The sequence below is a fragment of the Nostoc sp. ChiQUE01b genome (assembly GCF_034531255.1).
Taxonomy (GTDB): domain Bacteria; phylum Cyanobacteriota; class Cyanobacteriia; order Cyanobacteriales; family Nostocaceae; genus Nostoc.
This window is the reverse complement of sequence record NZ_JAVRBM010000034.1, coordinates 46,206-64,347: the sequence shown is the minus strand read 5'-3', so window position 1 is coordinate 64,347 and position 18,142 is coordinate 46,206. Positions and strand designations below refer to the sequence as shown.

Annotated in this window: 14 protein-coding genes and 1 pseudogene; 5 read left to right on the top strand and 10 right to left on the bottom strand. The window is 39.1% G+C overall.

Annotation, left to right across the window (positions count from 1 at the left end; genetic code table 11):
• Window positions 1-36: 36 nt before the first annotated feature.
• Window positions 37-258: pseudogene (locus RMY63_RS21680) on the top strand (hypothetical protein); the annotation flags it as partial.
• A 284-nt stretch (window positions 259-542) separates the two neighbouring features.
• On the opposite strand, the gene RMY63_RS41875 reads toward RMY63_RS21680, so the two are convergent.
• The 5 genes from RMY63_RS41875 to RMY63_RS21665 form a co-directional block, all read right to left on the bottom strand.
• On the bottom strand, window positions 543-767 hold the full coding sequence (locus RMY63_RS41875) for a transposase (RefSeq protein WP_416212538.1): 225 nt from the start codon (window positions 765-767) through the stop codon (window positions 543-545).
• Window positions 768-775: 8 nt separating this feature from the next.
• Window positions 776-1,045: a hypothetical protein gene (locus RMY63_RS21675; RefSeq protein WP_322730686.1), complete on the bottom strand. Its 270-nt coding sequence runs from the start codon at window positions 1,043-1,045 to the stop codon at window positions 776-778.
• Complete coding sequence (locus tag RMY63_RS41870; RefSeq protein ID WP_416212540.1) at window positions 966-1,424, bottom strand: hypothetical protein; 459 nt, start codon at window positions 1,422-1,424, stop codon at window positions 966-968. The genes RMY63_RS21675 and RMY63_RS41870 overlap by 80 nt, the downstream gene beginning before the upstream one ends.
• 125 nt (window positions 1,425-1,549) lie before the next feature.
• Window positions 1,550-2,938 (bottom strand): DUF2079 domain-containing protein, encoded by a 1,389-nt coding sequence (locus tag RMY63_RS21670; protein ID WP_322730685.1) that lies wholly within the window; start codon window positions 2,936-2,938, stop codon window positions 1,550-1,552.
• A 47-nt stretch (window positions 2,939-2,985) separates the two neighbouring features.
• Window positions 2,986-4,185, bottom strand: a complete 1,200-nt coding sequence (locus RMY63_RS21665; RefSeq protein WP_322730684.1) for a hypothetical protein — start codon at window positions 4,183-4,185, stop codon at window positions 2,986-2,988.
• Between the two features lie 179 nt (window positions 4,186-4,364).
• Between RMY63_RS21665 and RMY63_RS21660 the strand changes: the two genes are divergently transcribed.
• Window positions 4,365-5,906: a glycosyltransferase family 39 protein gene (locus RMY63_RS21660; RefSeq protein WP_322730711.1), complete on the top strand. Its 1,542-nt coding sequence runs from the start codon at window positions 4,365-4,367 to the stop codon at window positions 5,904-5,906.
• Window positions 5,907-6,264: 358 nt separating this feature from the next.
• On the opposite strand, the gene RMY63_RS21655 is transcribed toward RMY63_RS21660, so the two are convergent.
• The 3 genes from RMY63_RS21655 to RMY63_RS21645 all read right to left on the bottom strand — a co-directional run bounded on the left by RMY63_RS21655 (window position 6,265) and on the right by RMY63_RS21645 (window position 11,066).
• Window positions 6,265-7,464, bottom strand: coding sequence for a hypothetical protein (locus tag RMY63_RS21655; protein ID WP_322730683.1), 1,200 nt, complete (start codon window positions 7,462-7,464; stop codon window positions 6,265-6,267).
• 133 nt (window positions 7,465-7,597) lie between these two features.
• Window positions 7,598-9,601, bottom strand: a complete 2,004-nt coding sequence (locus RMY63_RS21650) for a DMT family transporter (protein ID WP_322730682.1) — start codon at window positions 9,599-9,601, stop codon at window positions 7,598-7,600.
• Between the two features lie 157 nt (window positions 9,602-9,758).
• A complete protein-coding gene (locus RMY63_RS21645) occupies window positions 9,759-11,066 on the bottom strand; it encodes a mannosyltransferase family protein (protein ID WP_322730681.1) in 1,308 nt (435 codons plus the stop codon).
• Between the two features lie 549 nt (window positions 11,067-11,615).
• Between RMY63_RS21645 and dxr the strand changes: the two genes are divergently transcribed.
• Window positions 11,616-12,812 carry a 1-deoxy-D-xylulose-5-phosphate reductoisomerase gene (gene dxr, locus RMY63_RS21640; RefSeq protein WP_322730680.1) on the top strand — a complete coding sequence of 399 codons (1,197 nt, stop codon included), beginning with the start codon at window positions 11,616-11,618 and terminating at the stop codon, window positions 12,810-12,812.
• A gap of 560 nt (window positions 12,813-13,372) precedes the next feature.
• Here dxr and RMY63_RS21635 read toward each other — a convergent pair.
• Entirely contained in the window at window positions 13,373-14,698 is a 1,326-nt protein-coding gene (locus RMY63_RS21635; RefSeq protein WP_322730679.1) for a TIGR03279 family radical SAM protein, read from the bottom strand.
• A 207-nt stretch (window positions 14,699-14,905) separates the two neighbouring features.
• On the bottom strand, window positions 14,906-15,730 hold the full coding sequence (locus RMY63_RS21630) for an undecaprenyl-diphosphate phosphatase (RefSeq protein WP_322730678.1): 825 nt from the start codon (window positions 15,728-15,730) through the stop codon (window positions 14,906-14,908).
• 597 nt (window positions 15,731-16,327) lie between these two features.
• On the opposite strand from RMY63_RS21630, the gene RMY63_RS21625 reads away from it, so the two are divergent.
• A complete protein-coding gene (locus tag RMY63_RS21625; RefSeq protein ID WP_322730677.1) occupies window positions 16,328-17,107 on the top strand; it encodes a DUF3120 domain-containing protein in 780 nt (259 codons plus the stop codon).
• A gap of 602 nt (window positions 17,108-17,709) precedes the next feature.
• Window positions 17,710-18,138: a photosystem II complex extrinsic protein PsbU gene (gene psbU / locus RMY63_RS21620; protein ID WP_322730676.1), complete on the top strand. Its 429-nt coding sequence runs from the start codon at window positions 17,710-17,712 to the stop codon at window positions 18,136-18,138.
• Window positions 18,139-18,142: the final 4 nt, after the last annotated feature.

Genomic DNA, 18,142 nt, shown 5'->3' with positions numbered 1-18,142 from the left:
CTCTAGATTTAAGAAACATACTGGAGAGTGATTTCTATGTCTACGACCCCAATTAGTGCAACACTGGCACAAACAGAGAGAGATGCTGTGTTGCAAGCGATTAGCACGATTAAAGAAAAGTTACCATTTTTAGTTGATTTGAGTTCCGACGATCGCAAGACTTTACCTAAGATGGGGGATAAGAGTCGGGCGTTTGTAAGCATTGCATTAGAGGTGGCGGCGCAGAATCCAGAGTTTTTACCGCGATCGTTCAATTTGAGTGTTGAGGACAAAGTTTTTAGTTTTGAATTTCAACAATCAAATTCAAAACTAAATTATTGGTATTTTGAAGACCTAATATTAAGATTTGATAGAGTAAATTTAATTTTATAACCAAGTATTACGAAGAGTTTCTCTTAGAATTCTTTGACTTTGGTAAGAATTAGATTGTGGAAGAGAGATATAGATTTTATCTTGTTCAAGGCAATATTCAACAAACGATTTTGTAATGGCACGCCAATCCTGGAAGGTTAATTTTGCAGTATTTACAGCATTTACGGCTGCTATGAGGTACAGTAGCAGCAACTAGCGAACCAGTTTCTTAAATGTTGAGGATTTATTAAGTCGAGTGCAACTGAGATGAGTTTATCAACCATTTCTGTTGTAGTTGGAGCGAAACTGCGTAAAAAAGATTTAAGTTGTGACCACCATAATTCAATTGGATTAAAATCGGGAGAGTATGAGGATAAACAAATAACTTTCGCGCCGACAGCTTCAATTATTGGCACAATTGAATCTAGTTTATGTGCGGATAAATTATCAATTGATGTCTACTGCTCCTGACCATAAATTTGGCACTAAAAACTTCAAGGGCAAATAAAACAAATGCAATGCCGTCCATTGAATTATTCATTGTCATTAATGCAACTACTTTTTTAATGCTAATTGCTCCAATTACTGTAACTTTTGAGCCTCTATAAAAGGGTTTAAGAGAGTAAGCTCTTGTTCCCATTTGTGAACGAGCATGAGTCCTTGCTAACCCTAGTAGAACGCCAGTTTCGTCCAAAAATACTAAATTTTCTGGCTCTATATGTTTGACCTTTTCCCAATAATCTAATCTTAAATTTAGGACTCAATAGTCCCCGCTTGGGTACTCCGCTTTGTTTTTTTTTCCGATTTAATCCTAATTTCTGTAACGCCCGACACATTGCACTTCGCCCCACCCAATTGCCAGTCTTGTCTGCAAAGAATTCACACAACTCTATCAATGTTGCATCTGGATGTGCTTCAACTAATTCCCTTAACTCTATGTCAGCATTTGTTAAATGACTAAATTGTGGTTTCCCTCGCGTCTTGGATTGTAAATTTCCCTCAAGTTTCTGTTGTTTTACAAGCTTTTGGACTAAACTCTTTGATACGGAAAATATATTAGCTACTTTCCTAATGGAGATGTTTTTCTCTTATATGTGCTGCAACTATTTTTTCTCGAAGATCGACAGAGTATGACTTCATTTAAAAGTATTTATATTTTTATCTAGTGTACCTCATAATAGACGCAAGTGCTGTATTGTTAACTAATAGTTTTTTCAAAAAGATATACATCATCTTGTTGATATTTCAAGTGAAAATTTGACTGATACTGATTTTTAAATATATTGACTAAGTTAGAAAGAGATTCTGAAGTTGCAGCCCAACCTGGATGGCGAATATTGAGCAAGACATAATAAAATTTATTCAATTCAGCAATATCTTGAGAAGGATTATATTTAAAACTAATTAACTGTCTGTGGGTTAAATGTGGAGTAATTATATCTGTAGTTAAAACGCTATCTTTAGTCTTCACTAAAGCGATCGCCTCTTTTGTGGCTGCCCAATTATCTATATTGTGGAGATATTTTGAGCTAAAAAAACCATATTTACCGAAAACCAAAAACCAAACTAAAGACCACAAAATAATAGCTTTCCTTTGTTTTAGCCATGCTTTACCTGCTGCTAGACTGCCAATTAAAACTAAAATAAGAAATGGAATTGTTGGTAAAGAATAATGTAAAACTAGATTTTTTTGTGAAGGATGATCGGCAAGTAAATTTAGTGCTATGCAAGGAATTATACCTATCAAAGGCATGAAATACTGTGGTCTGAAAACCCAAATAACAGGTAAGAATAAAAAACATAAATATTCTAAGTTTATAGTTGAAAAAAGGTTGTTAAAAATGATTTTTGGTTGAAAAAGTAATATTTGTAGCATTTCGGAAAATGAGTTTCCTAAATAGCTATAGCGATAAAGATGACGGTTCAATAACGCTGCTTCGCTACCAAAATAAGGGATGATCATCCAGTTAGCAATCAAAAACCATATTATCCCACTAATAATGGCGATCGCACCGTATAAACGTCGCTTTTCAAACAAGAGTAACCAAATTCCCATCGCCACTACAGTCAGTGACAATACAGCCTTACAACCTAATACCACAAGAATACTGACGCAAAACCAAGCTATTTTTCTCGATCTAGCGGTCAAAACTGCTGTCAAAAGTGCAGGGACTGCGATCGTATCAGGGTGAAAATCACAGAGATTGCTGTTGTACACCACCGGATACATTAGATATACAGTCATAATTGCGACTGCTAATTTTTCTTTTAAACCAGCTTGTAGTGCCAGAAAATATGTAAGTAAAGCACCTAACGCTAAAGCAATAGACTGTACTGCAAACAGCCAATAAACACTAGGATAAATTTTGTACAATAAAGCTAAAGGATATAAAATCCAAGCAGCATGATCGGCTAAAACATGAAAACCAAGTACAGAAGAAACTGGCGGTTTTCCTTGACTAATTAAGTAAATACATTGGTCAAAAAATGCTAAATCCCCAGATGAATTAAATAATTCGTGTCGTAAGATGCTGGAGATAAATAAAATTAAGGTACTAATGCCAATAATTACTTTGATATGATTCATTTTTGACAGTTTTTCTGTTAAATCCTACTTGTCATGACTAATTTTTCTTATTTAAGATTAGAAGAAAATCCAGTTTGTAAGTTTGGATAAATCAGATCGCACTTTCGCACAACAAACCAGAGAGCAAAACCTAAAGGTATTGAAAACAACTGGATAAATATGGGAGTTCCCAAATAACTAAATAATGATGCCATTTGCACGACTATAGCTACCCAAAAATATCGAGGGAAGTAAAAGGCAAAGATAATTGAAAGAATATCAGCAGGATAAAAATACCTTTGGTGCATTTTGGGCAGGATATATGGCATAAACAAAACTGAGATTGTGGCTAAGTGTATCAGTCTATTTTGAGTAATTTTTAGCTGACTTTTATAAACAATGTATGCTAATAAAAATATTGCAGATACAGTTAACGTTAAACCTATAGGGACAACAATATTATAAAAATTGTTAGGAATCCATTGATAAATATTAGGCACACCTTTCGCCAATTCTTTGTATTTATTAGCTTGGCTAAAATAGATTAACAGCAATTCTTGTATCGGTCTTCCCATCAACCAAGGCGGTAAAACTGCAATTAGATATACTGCTGGAATTAATGGTAAATAATACCAATGGATTCTTTTTTTAAATAAAAGAGCTAATAATAAAGGTGCTAAAAACATCGCTTGCAACTTAAAAGAAAGTCCCACACCAAAACTGAGTAAGGCGGGAATTTCTTTCTGAATACACAAAAAGTAAATACAAGCAATCATCCCTGTTGTATAGATGCTGTCACATTGACCCCAGAGGGCACTATTATATATAACAGTCGGACTCAAAATAACTGCCAAAAAAGCAAAGATTGGTTTATTCCCCTCTGGGTATTTTAGTCTGATAATTTTGTAAGTTAAAAAACCACAAAGAAAATCAACAGTCATCGCAAAAAGCTTGATTGCGAAAATTTTGGGTAATCCAGAAAGCAGGGTGGCAGCAATTAAAAGCCAGTAAAGGTAAGGGGGCGTATAGTCGGCAAAACTGTATTTAAGAGCGCTCAACCCGCCATGAGATGCGATGAAATCATACCAAGGTGCTAAGAAAGATTTATAATCAGACGATTGATTAGGAACACAAACCAATCGGATCAGTACTGCTAAAATAATTCCAATAGCTATGTATCCAGAAACTGGGGATGGGAAAAAATTTAAGAACCTATTAAATGGAGATTTCACTAATTTTAATAATGTCTTGTCTGAGGCTTTCGTCATAAATTGTATCTGTTATTCATAAATTATGAAATCATGTCAAAGTATCTATTGTTTTAGCAAAAGCTGTTCAACACTTTGCTGTAGCATAAGACTGGTTTAAGAAGCTGCTATGATGCCATATAAAGCAAGCTTTCGTGGGGATATCCTGGAGATTTGAGATGATTATCCCAATTTTAGATATGCATCTATTCCGAGAAAAAGAATGGTTATTTAGCCTAGTGGTAATATCTCTATTTCTATGGTTGATATTTTTGGGAAACTCCCCTTTACGAGATTGGGATGAAGGTACTGTGGCACAGGTTGCCCGTGAAATTTGGCGTGCCCCACTTGGTTCAATGCATTGGCTTTACCCCACCTTGGGAGGAGAACCTTATCATAATAAGCCACCCCTGATACACTTGTTAATTGCTTGGACTTACTCTGTTGGAGGCGTGAATGAGTGGACAACGCGTCTACCGGGTGCAGTGTTAACTGCTTTGGGAGTGCCTGTGCTTTACTTGGTGGGATGTTTGCTTTTTAATCAAAGTTTACCAGCTCTGTTTAGCGCTTTAGTTTACCTAACGATGTTGCCTGTGCTGCGTCACGGAAGACTAGCAATGCTAGATGGTACAACTATTACCTTTTTCTTGCTGCTGTTGTTTTGTTTGCTAAAAGCACGTCAGAATCGTCGGTATGCTCTCGGTGTGGGATTTTGTCTAGGGTTAATCACTCTCACGAAAGGGATGATAGTTTTGCCGCTAGGGGCGATCGCTTGTTTTTTCCTGATTGCAGATCGGCAGTTTACTTTGTTAACAAGCCCCTATTTATTAGTGGGAATATTTTTAGGAAATGCACCTGCGATCGCTTGGTTCGCCGCTCAATGGCAACATTATGGCGAAACTTTCTTCCAAATGAACTTTCAAACACAAACCTTTGATCGCCTTACACAATCTGTTGAAAATCATAGTGGGCCACCCTGGTACTATTTAATTGAGTTAATTAAGTATAGTTTTCCTTGGCTATTATTTTTACCGTCAGGTTTTTATCTAGCTTGGAAAAAACGTCATACTACCTGGGGTTGTTTAATTATTATTGGCACAATTATTTACTTAGGAACTATCTCTTTAATGAGAACTAAGCTGCCGTGGTATGTTATGCCTGTATATCCATTTTTAGCTTTGACAATTGGTGCTAAACTTAGCGAAATTTGGCAGTACGGTCATTTTAAGGTGCGAAGCTGGACAATATTTCTGGCTATTATTGCGATTGCTGGTTTAGGAGGTTGTGTTTACTTTATTCTTGCAAAGAAAGAACCTATTTTAATAGTCATGAGTATTGTTTTGGCAATAAGTATGAGTATAGTAGTCTGGCTAATTAAACAGCGCGATCGCAACTTTATTCCAGTGTTATTTTCTGGAATGTACTTAGTTTTAGCACTGTTGATGAGTTCGCAATCATGGATTTGGGAATTAAAGGAAGCTTTTCCAGTTAAACCAGTAGCAGAATTAATTCGGGCAAATGTTTCAACAGGAACACAAATTTATACTTCTTTTGCTTATGGGCGTCCTAGTTTAGACTTTTACTGCGATTGTAAAGTAACTCCTGCAACTGTGCCAACTTTACAACAAATGTTATCTAATAAATCTTATTTACTGTTAGACAATGGGGCTTTACAGCAAATTAATATAACTGGTAGTAAAATTATTGGATCAGCTAAAGAATTTACACTTGTTTCACCATAAGTTAAATATCTAAGATATTTTATACCATTTTAGATTTTGGATTTTAGATTTTGGATTGGGAATTGCCTTGGTGCGTCTGGCTTGGTGTGAATCCATCTGTCGGAATCATTTTTCAAATTGGTATTACTTTTTTAATCTTAATTCATTTATCAAAGCAGAAATCAGGAGTCAGGAGCCAGAATTCAGAATAGAATTCTGTGCGAGTGGCAAATGAATAAACGGCGTTTTTGCACCTCCGCTAAATTTTTAATTTAGCGGTCTACAATTAGTAGCGGGTCTGAATTCCCCACTTTCTTGTTCTGACCGGAGGCGGAGCATCTCCGGCTCCGCTCCTGAATTCTGACTTCTGGATTCTTCTTCAACCTTTAGATACATATTCTCTAAAATTTCGCTTTGGATAAATTAGATCGCACTTTCGCACAACAAACCAGAGAGCAAAACCTAAAGGGATTGAAAATAACTGGATAAATATGGGAGTTCCCAAATAGCTGAAAAATGATGCCATTTGCACGACTATAGCTACCCAAAAATATCGAGGGAAGTAAAAGGCAAAGATAATTGAAAGAATATCAGCAGGATAAAAATACCTTTGGTGCATTTTGGGCAGGATATATGGCATAAACAAAACTGAGATTGTGGCTAAGTGTATCAGTCTATTTTGAGTAATTTTTAGCTGACTTTTATAAACAATGTATGCTAATAAAAATATTGCAGATACAGTTAACGTTAAACCTATAGGGACAACAATATTATAAAAATTGTTAGGAATCCATTGAAAAATATTAGGCGCACCTTTCGCCAATTGTTTATATTTATTAGCTTGGTTAAAGTATACTAAGAGCAATTCTTGTATCGGTCTTCCCATCAACCACGATGGCAAAACTAAAATTATATATACCGTCGGGATTAATGGTAAATAATACCAATGAATTCTCTTTTTGACTAAAAAAATTAATAATAAAGGTGCTAAAAACATCGCTTGCAACTTAAAAGAAAGTGCCACACCAAAACTGAGTAAGGCAGGAATTTCTTTTTGAATAGATAAAAAGTAAATACAGGCAATCATCCCTGTTGTATAGATGCTGTCACATTGACCCCAGAGGGCACTATTATATATAACAGTCGGACTCAAAATAACTGCCAAAAAAGCAAAGATTGGTTTATTCCCCTCTGGGTATTTTAGTCTGATAATTTTGTAAGTTAAAAAACCACAAAGAAAATCAACAGTCATCGCAAAAAGCTTGATTGTGAAAATTTTGGGCAATCCAGAAAGCAGGGTGGCAGCAATTACAATCCAATAAAGGTAGGAAGGTGTGTAATCAGCAAAACTATATTTAAGAGCGCTCAACCCGCCATGAGATGCAATGAAATCATACCAACGCGCTAAAAAAAACTTGTAATCCACCGATTTATTTGGAACACAAAGCAATCGAATCACTACTGCTAATATAATGCCAATAAGCAAGTATCCACGAATCGGCAATGGGAGAGAGTTTAAGAACCTATTAAACGGAGATTTCACTAATCTTAATAATGTTTTTTCGGAAGCTTTTGTCATAAATTGTATCAGTCTCGTTGGCAGTGTCCAAATACTACAGCAGATTTTAAGTTGCTGAACCCTTACAAATGACCAAGGACAAATGACAAAGGACAACCCTCACTAGTTAGCTTTATTTGCGCGGACTTACTTACTATCCTTCGTTTGTTACTTGAACAATCGATTGACTAGATTGGGCTAGATAGATACCCGCTAAAACTACGGCAAAAGTAGCCCAGTCAAACAAACCTACTTGTTCTGAAAAGATGAACCAAGCAAAAATCGAAGCTAGAACTGGTTCTAGAAGAAGTGTGACGGCGACAACGCCTGAAGAGATTCTACTGAGGCTATAAGCTAAAAGTCCCTGACCCAGCACTTGACAGAAGAGAGCTTGGAAAATGATGAAAAACCAACCGGTCCAGGAATAGGGCAATAGTCTATCTTCAAGGAATGGCAGGACGGGTAGTAGAAACATTGTTGTCACTCCACAGCGCCACAACATGATAGTTGCAGTGCTAAATCTGGTTCGGAGTCTTTCTATTAGCAGCATACATGTAGCCATGAAAACCGCAGTTAGCAATGCTAATGCATCACCTAATATTTGATCGGTTGCAAATTGCACCTTATTGAGTTCAAATGCGATCGCTCCTGCCAAAGCGGTGACTAGACCAATCACGAATCTGTTGTCGAAACGTCGACCAAATAACAGATACCCAGCCAAAGCAACAAATAAGGAGTTCAAATTAGACAGTAAAGCCACGTTGGCAACACTAGTTTGACTCAGCGACCAGGCCCACAATAAAAGATAGGTTCCAGCAGAGGTTCCCATTGCCAACAATAGCCAGACTTCTTGACTTGTAAAAGGCTTCTGTTTTATGGATTGGTTATCAAGCAAGGCAGAAGTAATATTGCCCTCTGCCTCCTGCCCCCTGCCCCCTGCCTCCTGCCTCCTGCCTCCTTCAATAGATTGTTGGTAGCGGAAAGCCTCAAGTCCATTCCACAGCCCAAAGACAACTGTCGCAATCCAACTGCGATGAAATACTACAGCATTTGCACCAATTTCTTGTTGACACAATTTGGTCAAAGATGGTGCTAAAGATATGGGAATTAGAGCAAACAATAATGAGACAGTTCCTAATAAAGCTGGTGTTTCGGAGAATTGTTGCTTTAGTAATGACAGTTTGAGCGTCATACTTTGAACGAAAGTGTTAATTATATTTTTGACTGATTCTTGAAACGGCAAATTAACAGCCTCTTGGCTAGATACGGCTAAGTATAAACCTATTAAAACTACAGCGAAACCTACCCAATTTGAGAAAGTTAATGTTTCCGAAAAAATTACCAGAGCGAAAAGGCCGCTAAATACTGGCTCTAACAGATGTACCAAGGAGACAACCACAGAGGAAAACTTGGCAAGGCTATAGGTCAAAAGCCCATGACCTAAAACTTGGCAAATCAGCGCCAAAAAAATTACCCAAAGCCACCCACTGACTGTAGAAGGAAAAAGCTGATCTTGAGTAAACAAAAGTATAGGGAAAATCGCTAAAGCCGCGATCGCACAGACCCACAGCTGAATTGTGGCCAGAGAAAATTTGGTTCGTAATTTTTCTACGATCAGCAGGTATGCACTCAAGGAGATTGCCGAAACGATCGCAGCCAAGCTTCCTTGAACCTCATCTGTGGCAATTTGCAACTCCTCAAATTCAATAGCGATCGCTCCGCCAAGGGCGATGATCATCCCAATCAGGAATTGGTTCTCAAAACCCTGACGAAATAATAGCCACACCCCTAAGCTAGTAAATATGGGAGCGAGGTTATGTAACACACTAGAAATCGCAACGCTAGTTTGAGTCAACGACCAAGCCAACAAAACTAAAGTGGCAGCCCAAAGAATACCAGCACCTAGCAATAGCAAAAGATCCTGGTTGGTGTAGGACTGCTGTTCTACAGGTTTGTCTAAGGAAAATCGCTGCCGTATTGCCTTGTATCCATGCCAGAGCAAGAAGACCACACTAGCAAGCCAAAAGCGATTAAATACAGTGGCACTGGGGCTGAGTTCCATTTCGCTCAATTTCATAAAAATAGAGCCAAAAGATATGGCACCTACACCTAGAAATAATGAAGCGATCGCTATCTTCGTTTGATTGGATACATTCATTAGGAAATTTAAATTCAATTTTTTAGCAATAATGGATTGAACCCTCTAACCCAATACGGTTCAGATAAGGTTTTTTTCTCCCCCTGCTCCCCCTGCATCCCCTGCTCCCCCTGCCTGCCTCAACGGATAAATTTCCTTAACTCAACCGTATTGCCCTCTAACCAACCCAATGCTCTTGGGCAAATCCTACAGCTATTTTGGCTAGTAGTGTCACAAAAGCGCCCAATATTAAATATCCCTGACGAGGATGGCGAGATAGCAGCACACCAATTGCTATGTTTAAAGGCACAATACCGTAGGCGAGACGGCTTAATGAGATAGTGCCTCCAGAAGCTAGCAGCAAACCAATACCACAAAAGCCATAAATAACTGTAACTGGGGTCAGTTGTGTGTGTAAGCGCCACAACACACAGCCACCACCTAAGACCATGAACAAGTTGAGGAAGTTATTGATCCACTGTTCGCTTGCCAGAATCAACAAAAATAAGACTAAACCATAAAAGCCATAAAATAATTTTACAGAACTAAAACGTTGACGGAAATGCCATAAAAGATAGCCACTGACAACAATCGCGCCAAATAACAAGAGATACCAAGGGTCTTGAATCCCGCCAGAGGAGTTTTGCACCCAACCAAATTGCCAATTTTTACTGCCAACGGCAATTTGCATGAACATATTTAACCAACCCTGCCAATCAAACCCAAGGGAAGGTCGCCATCCCCGCTGTGCTTCGATAAAAGCTAAAGGGTCGCCAAAATAAATCGCACAATACAAACTGAATAAAAGTATGCCAATAGCAGTAGTGAAACTAGCTATATAGGCAATGGGTGGTCGGCGTTCTTTCCAGGTTGCGATCGCTAATGCTGGAATTAGTGCCATACCTGTAGGACGTGTTGCTGTCGCCATCGCGCCCCAAAAAGCAGTCCAGGCATACTGCTTTTGCTCGAACGCCCGCAAAGTCGCCGTACTCAAAAACAAATACAGCCCCTCTGTGTAAATCACTCCCGTAAACATCGAAGCTGGATACAAAGAAAGTACAGCAGTTACCCACTGCGCTGTATTGATGCCATAATGATCCTTGACCCAAAAGTACAAACAGTAAAGTGCTGCAAAAAATGCCAAGTTGTTGATGAATGTGCCTGCCAATTCAAACGGTAAGCCCAACTTCATCAAAACCCAGATGCTTAAGGGAAACAGAGGAAAGAAGGCCAGATTATGTTGCTTGCCGTCATTCACAAATTCATAACCAGAAGTTGCGATCGCTCGATAATGGATACTATCCCAGGCATCAAAAACCCCCCAGCTAAAACGCGGTAAAAATTCTTCTGCTGGTAATGGTAGTTTTGGCGCAATCACCAACATAGCTGTCCAGATGAATATTCGACTGGCAAGCCATATTGCTGCTGGAAACAGTAAATCATTTTTCCATAAAACTTTTTTTATAACTATTTGAACTTTGACCATAGGGTTGAGTGCTTCAACAAACTCCTTTGTGCATCCTTTTACCTATGGCTGTAACACAGCAATTTATGAGTAATATTTTGCATATTAAATCCTCCACCAACACAATTGACAAACTGGACAGATTAAAAATTACTTAAAAGTGTTCCATGCTTGGTTACTTTTGCCAATTTTTTCATAATTTATCTTTAGAAATATAGTATTTATAAATACAAATTTTGTCTAGTTATACGAAAATTTGTCATTTGTCATTTGTCAAGAGTCATTAGTCATTGGGCATTGGGGAAAAGGCAGGAAGCAGGTGGTAACAGAGCGTAGTCGTAAAGCCTGCGGCATAGCTACGCTTAGGGCGCAGCCTCTCGTAGAGAAGTGAGGCAGAAGGCAGAAGTTCTTTAATGCGTGAATTTTGAATTGATTTCTTCCTCATCTCCCTCATCCCCCTCATCTCCCCACTCCCTCTTTTGGCATCAGTGTATCGATTATGATGATTGCTGTGATTAAAGAGTCCCAAGCAATTTATAGTGAGAGTTGTCTGTAAATCCTTAAGCAATTGTGAAAGCGATTACTCTTGTTGGTTCCACTGGTTCTATTGGTACTCAGACTTTAGATATTGTCACTCAGTACCCAGATCAGTTTCGGATTGTGGGATTGGCATCTGGGAACAATGTAGAGATGTTGGCTGCTCAAATTCGGCAGTTTCGACCAGAAATAGCAGCCATTTGCTCAGAAGATAAATTACCAGCGCTCAAAGAAGCTATCATTGACCTCGATCCTCAACCGATTCTACTGGCAGGTGACGCCGGAGTGATAGAAGTAGCCCGTTACGGTGATTCCCAAACCGTTGTCACTGGGATCGTTGGTTGTGCTGGTTTGCTACCCACGATCGCAGCTATTGAAGCTGGTAAAGATATTGCCTTAGCGAATAAAGAAACCCTGATTGCTGGGGCCCCTGTGGTTCTACCCCTAGTTGAAAAACACGGTGTAAAATTACTCCCAGCTGATTCCGAACATTCCGCAATCTTTCAATGCCTCCAAGGTGTGCCCAAGGGAGGCTTGCGGAAAATTTTGCTCACTGCATCTGGTGGAGCTTTCCGCGACTGGGATGTAGAAAAGTTAGCAGATGTAACCGTTGCTGATGCTCTCAAGCATCCTAATTGGTCAATGGGACGGAAAATCACAGTAGACTCTGCTACCTTGATGAATAAAGGACTGGAAGTAATTGAGGCTCACTTTCTGTTTGGCTTGGATTATGACGATATCGAAATTGTCATTCATCCCCAGAGCATTATTCACTCGCTGATTGAACTGCAAGATACTTCAGTTTTAGCCCAACTCGGTTGGCCAGATATGCGCTTACCTTTACTGTATGCCTTATCTTGGCCCGATCGCATCTACACTAACTGGGAACGACTAGATTTAGTCAAAGCTGGAAATTTCACCTTCCGTGAACCAGATCACCAGAAGTATCCTTGTATGCAGTTGGCTTATGCTGTGGGTAAAGCTGGTGGTTCAATGCCAGCAGTGTTGAATGCCGCCAATGAGCAAGCTGTAGCTTTATTTTTAGATGAAAAAATTCGGTTTTTAGATATTCCTCGGTGTATCGAATGGGTGTGCGATCGCCATCAAAATGATAACCGTGCAAATCCCTCTTTAGATGACATTTTGGCAGCAGATAAATGGGCAAGACAAGAAGTTTTAACAGCGACTGAAAAGTTAGAAACTCACTCGCGGATAATTTCTCTGCGATAAAAACCTTCAGTTCAGATTGGACTGAGGATTAGAAATTGATGCCTAGTCCCCAATCTCTAATCCCCAGCCTCTAATCTAATTAATATGGAAATCATTTCACTTGATGGCAACAAAAAAGTTAACAAATATGATAGATAACCCCACACTCAAACCCTTTTATTGCTAAGAAGACGGGTTGGGGGTGAATCAATTTTGGATTTTGGATTTTGGATTTTGGATTTTGGATTGATCCCATGCACGCCACATGCTCTACTTGGGGAGACTCCTTCTCTACGAGACACTCCGCGTTCGCGTAGCGTTCCGAAGGAAAGGCGCTAGCCTCTCCCTTTGGGAGAAGACTGCAGTGGCTCATGAATGCTTTTTCTTCAATTAAAAATTTTCGATTTTGGATTTTGGATTTATTCTCGCGTTTAAATTCGGGGGCTTCAAACTAATTTAAATTCTAAATTTTGAATTTTTAATCCAAAATTTAAAATTTAAAATCTAAAATTCGGTGAGGTTTTGATATTTACTTCATCCATTTGGGAACTGGTATAGACTAAAGAGCTAATAAAAACAGCTTAAAGAATACAGGTATTGATTAAATCTTCAACTCCTCCTACTGGTAAAACTTTTGTCTCTAATTTACAAGCTAATTCTTCAATCCTCATATCATCTAAAAATACTAATTCACCATGTTTGAGCATTACATTTGGCAGTAAAATTCCGTCTCCCAAATCTTGCCCTTGTAAGTTCAACAGCAAATCATGACCCGTTAGTAATCCCGTGACCGTGATACTCTGTCCCCAATAATCACTACATAAAGCACGCATATTTACTTTTAATCCTTCAACAGAATTTAACCGTTTCAAGATAGGTTCAAAGGCGTTTTCTACTGCGTTGCCTACTACCCAAGTTAATTTTCTCTGAGGATAAACTTTTGGCGGTAGTAATTCTGTTGCAGCGGCTGCAAATTGCTTGATAAACAACTGAATTGAACCAACACCATTATCAATTTGGGGATACTCTTCATATTCAGATTCGCTCGGTAATTCCTCACCTGCAATCAAAAACCACTCATCAGCTAACCAAGCGACGCTAGAGGAAAACTTTTGGCGAAATTGTTGCGAGAGTATTCGCACTTGAGAAATCACTTCTTTTGCTTTTTCTCTGGTTACGGGTGTAAGTTCGTCTTCTGAAGGACGAAACCGTGTCAACCCAACTGGCACAACTGCCACCGATGCCACCGTAGGCACTTCACCAGTATGAAAGGATGCTAAGTCTTTTAGGGTTTGCTCCAAGTGTTCGCCATCATTTATACCAGGACAAACAACTACTTGAGCATGAATTTGTAGCCGTCTTTTTTGAAACCACTTGAGTTGTTGCAAGATTTGTCCCGCACGGGGATTTTTCAACAGTCTAATTCTAACTTCCGGCTCCGTGGCATGAACAGAAACATACAACGGAGACAAGCGCATTTGTTCAATTCGCTGCCATTCTCTTTCTGGCAAATTGGTCAGGGTAAGATAAGAGCCGTACAAAAAGCTTAAGCGGTAATCGTCGTCTTTAAAGTACAAGCTGGTACGCTTACCTGGTGGCTGTTGGTCGATAAAGCAAAATGGACAGCGATTATTGCACTGAATTAAGCCATCAAATAGGGCAGTTTCAAATTCTAGCCCCAAGTCTTGGTCGTAATCTTTTTCGATTTCCAGGCTATGAGTTTTACCAGCAGCGTCTAAAACTTCTAATTCCAAGACTTCATCAGCACACAAAAATTGATAATCAATTAAATCGCGGGGACGTATACCATTGATTGCAACGATCGCATCCCCAGCTTCAAAGCCAATCTCTGCGGCTATTGAGTCTGGAAGAACCTTGGTAATTCGAGCAGGATGAATGGTAGTCATGGGGAAGGTGGGGCCCCTGAAGGGGATAAGGGGTAATGGGGCATTGGGCATTGGGCATTATAGCGTTTCTTAGTTGAGTCTAATACAGACTTAACCCCCACCCATAACGATCACTCTTCTCTAGTCTAAAGTCCAGTCGTAAGACATCGCTATAGTCATTTTCTTTGGACAAAGGACAAATGACTAATAACAAATGACTAATGACTATTATCCTTTCCAACCTGCTGCGATCGCTAGTAAAATCGCACTACCAAATGCTAATCTATACCATACAAAAATCAAAGTGTTTTTGGTTGCTAAGTATTTGATCAAAAATGCAATTGATAGGTAGGAAAAAATAAAGGTTGAAATAATTCCTACAATTAACAGCGCAACAATGTTATCTGGCAACTGGTGAGCTTGAAACAACTTGAATATTTTCAAGCTTTTATACAGCGTCGCAATGGTAAGAGTTGGAAACCCTAACAAAAATGAGAATTTCGCTGCTGTAGAGCGTTCTAATCCTAAAAATAAGGCAGTCGTTAAAGTCGAGCCAGAACGAGAAACACCCGGAATCAAAGCAAGTGTTTGTCCCAATCCAACCAAAATACCATCCCGAATCTGCAATGACTCAAAACCTCGCTTACGAGTGCCAATTTTTTCTGCCAGAGCTAGTAAAAGTGCCATGATAATTGACATGATGCCAATAATTAATGCACTCTCAGGTAAAATATCTTTTAAAAGGAAGCCGAAAATTAAAGCTGGCAGTGTTCCAACTACAATACCTACAAGAATCTTCCATTCTTCGCGTTGCCAGTCTTTGGCTTTTAGTGCTTCGATTCCACCTTTGACAATACTATAAATCAGCGACCAAAAATACCCCACAATTGCGATAACACTGCCAAATTGAATCGCATCAACAAAATCTTTAGAACCTAGTTCTTTCCAACCAAACACTTTTGTCACAATCAGAAGATGTGCAGTGCTGCTGATTGGCAAAAATTCTGTAATACCTTGAACAATACCTAAAATAAAAGCTTGAATAAACTCCATCTGCAATTAATACCTTTTTCGTGTTTGAGACATTATTCTTAGGATGATGATGTTGTTTTATATACTCTTTATTGCACCTAATTTTGTAGAAAATTCAATTTTACCGATCAATAAAATCATCGAAGACGCTGACTATGTTCTTACACCCACCTCAATAAGTCAACGGAATTTTGTCAATTCATCAAACTTTAATATTTAGCAGACTGATGTCAGTTCACTTTTAACTGTTAAATTTTACCTCTCACTTCTTTGTAGTCCCCTATTTACAATGAACTACAGAGCAGTTATGTACATAATGCAACTTTAACAAAGTGTAGGGTTTAAGTCCCCGGCTTCTATCAAGCCGCAAGTGTTGGGCTGCTTGTCTTTATCCCCGTTACAACACGTAATTGCGAATTGCGTTAGCGCAGCGTTAGCGAGTCCGCAAGCGTCATTGCGAATTGCGAATCGGTTTAATGGATTCCTTTGGCAGAAAATGTTTTGTTTGGTTTGCGCCAAGGCTCCTGAAAATTTCAGTATAATTACAATGCCCCAGGGGGGGATTTCAAAGTGTGATATATTAAATAAGATAAAGTTTAGTAACAAATATTAAAAACTTTGATTAATAATACACTATCCTCCTACAGCGTTTCTACCCCTTCTATTGATACCGAGTTGGATTTAGCTGATACTGGGCTGAAGGGTATCAGGCAATTGGAATCTACATTCTCCTTTTCTCCCTCTCTTCCCTTATCTATTTCTGCCCGACAAAGTTGGTTAGTGTTTGCAGCGGCGGTGTTTTTGGTATCAGTGCCAGTATTTGTAGAAGCGCCAATAGTGCGATCGCTACCAAGTCTGAGTTTAGCCCTGACAGGATTTTGGGTGTGGCTAAGTTTTACCTTAATGTCACGTCCTGCAACTTATGTCTGGGGGGATTTGCTCTTAGGATTTAGCTGGAGTTGGTTAGCAGGAGCGATTTACTGGGGCTGGTTACGTTGGGAACCTTTATGGCATCTGCCAGTGGAGTTTATCGGTTTACCGTTTGCTTGTTGGTGTCTAGCGAAGAATTGGGGCAAGGTAGGTAACTGGTTTTATTTAGGTTCTTTACTCGGTACAGTTTTAACAGATGTATATTTTTATATTGTGGATTTAATGCCCTATTGGCGGCAAATCATGAACGCAGATGCAGACAGCACGTCAAAAATTTTACAAAACGCTTTAATACAAGTACAAACACCTTGGGGACAAGCTTGGGCAATAATTCTCGCTCTAGTGCTGTTAACAGTGGGAATTTTATCCTTAGGTCGAACCCAAAAACACTGGTATGCCTTTGGTGGCGCAGTTTTAAGCACAATTTTGGTAGACAGCCTATTTTTGTTAGCTGCGATCGCAGCGTGAAGAAGGCAGGAGACACTATATGTTGCAATGAGCGTGTAGGCTTCTGTTTTTGAAACTTTTCCCAGCCCAATCTACGACACATCAAAAATGATGCTGTAGATGATTAATTAGTTAAGAAATATTACATAAAATCCATCAGCATCAACTCTCTTTTGGTAAAGTTTTCGATCTTAGAAATCATGCAGTTTGGTGTCTGCTTGAGAGGTAGAATCAGCCACCCCGAAAAGATTTCGTCTAGCTGGAAATGCTGCTGGGATGTCGATGCAACGCTATCGCAGCTATGCAAGCACTCTTTCCCCGATGAAAATTTTTGGCAAAAGTATAGTCAAACCCAGTAACAGTAAATATTGTGGATATTAATACGCTGTATATTAGTTTCTGATGACTGCTGTGTTGACTAAGCTATCAGCTTTTGTCCTTTGTCCTTTGTCCTTCGTCCCTTGTCAGTTGTCAGTTGTCCTTTGTCCCTTGTCAGTTGTCCTTTACAAATGACCAATGACCAATGACTAATGACCAATGACCAATGACCAATGACTAATGACTAATAACTGTTGTTAGCTTAAAACTTTTATTTCTGTTTGATGGAAAGAGGTAGAAAAATCGTGAAAGGATTGGCGCGTTTATTAACAGTGTTTAGCTTGTTACTTAGTTGCTGGGGATGGTTGGGAACAACTCAGATAGCCCAAGCTGCTAGTTTCAACAGTTTTGCTTTTCCCCAAGTCCCAGTTCTGGCAATTGAGCGGCAGAATCGGGCAGACGCTAAACTAGGAACGGAATTTGGTAAAAAAATTGATTTGAATAATACCAACGTCCGAGCTTTTCAACAGTTTCCAGGGCTTTATCCCACTTTGGCTAAAAAAATCATCACCAATGCTCCCTACCAAAATGTAGAGGATGTATTGGATCTTCCAGGATTAAGCGATCGCCAAAAACAAACCCTGCAAGCCAACCTCGAAAAATTTACCGTGACAGAACAAGAGCCTGCCTTTAATGAAGGAGACGATCGCTTTAACAACGGTATCTACAGATAACTGA

Bases quoted from the DNA above. Each gene is read 5' to 3' on its own strand.
- RMY63_RS21665 (WP_322730684.1), bottom strand. From the start codon at position 4,185: ATGACGAAAGCCTCAGACAAGACATTATTAAAATTAGTGAAATCTCCA.
- RMY63_RS21645 (WP_322730681.1), bottom strand. From the start codon at position 11,066: ATGGTCAAAGTTCAAATAGTTATAAAAAAAGTTTTATGGAAAAATGAT.
- RMY63_RS21655 (WP_322730683.1), bottom strand. From the start codon at position 7,464: ATGACAAAAGCTTCCGAAAAAACATTATTAAGATTAGTGAAATCTCCG.
- RMY63_RS21630 (WP_322730678.1), bottom strand. From the start codon at position 15,730: ATGGAGTTTATTCAAGCTTTTATTTTAGGTATTGTTCAAGGTATTACA.
- RMY63_RS21670 (WP_322730685.1), bottom strand. From the start codon at position 2,938: ATGAATCATATCAAAGTAATTATTGGCATTAGTACCTTAATTTTATTT.
- RMY63_RS21635 (WP_322730679.1), bottom strand. From the start codon at position 14,698: ATGACTACCATTCATCCTGCTCGAATTACCAAGGTTCTTCCAGACTCA.
- RMY63_RS21650 (WP_322730682.1), bottom strand. From the start codon at position 9,601: ATGAATGTATCCAATCAAACGAAGATAGCGATCGCTTCATTATTTCTA.
- RMY63_RS21660 (WP_322730711.1), top strand. From the start codon at position 4,365: ATGCATCTATTCCGAGAAAAAGAATGGTTATTTAGCCTAGTGGTAATA.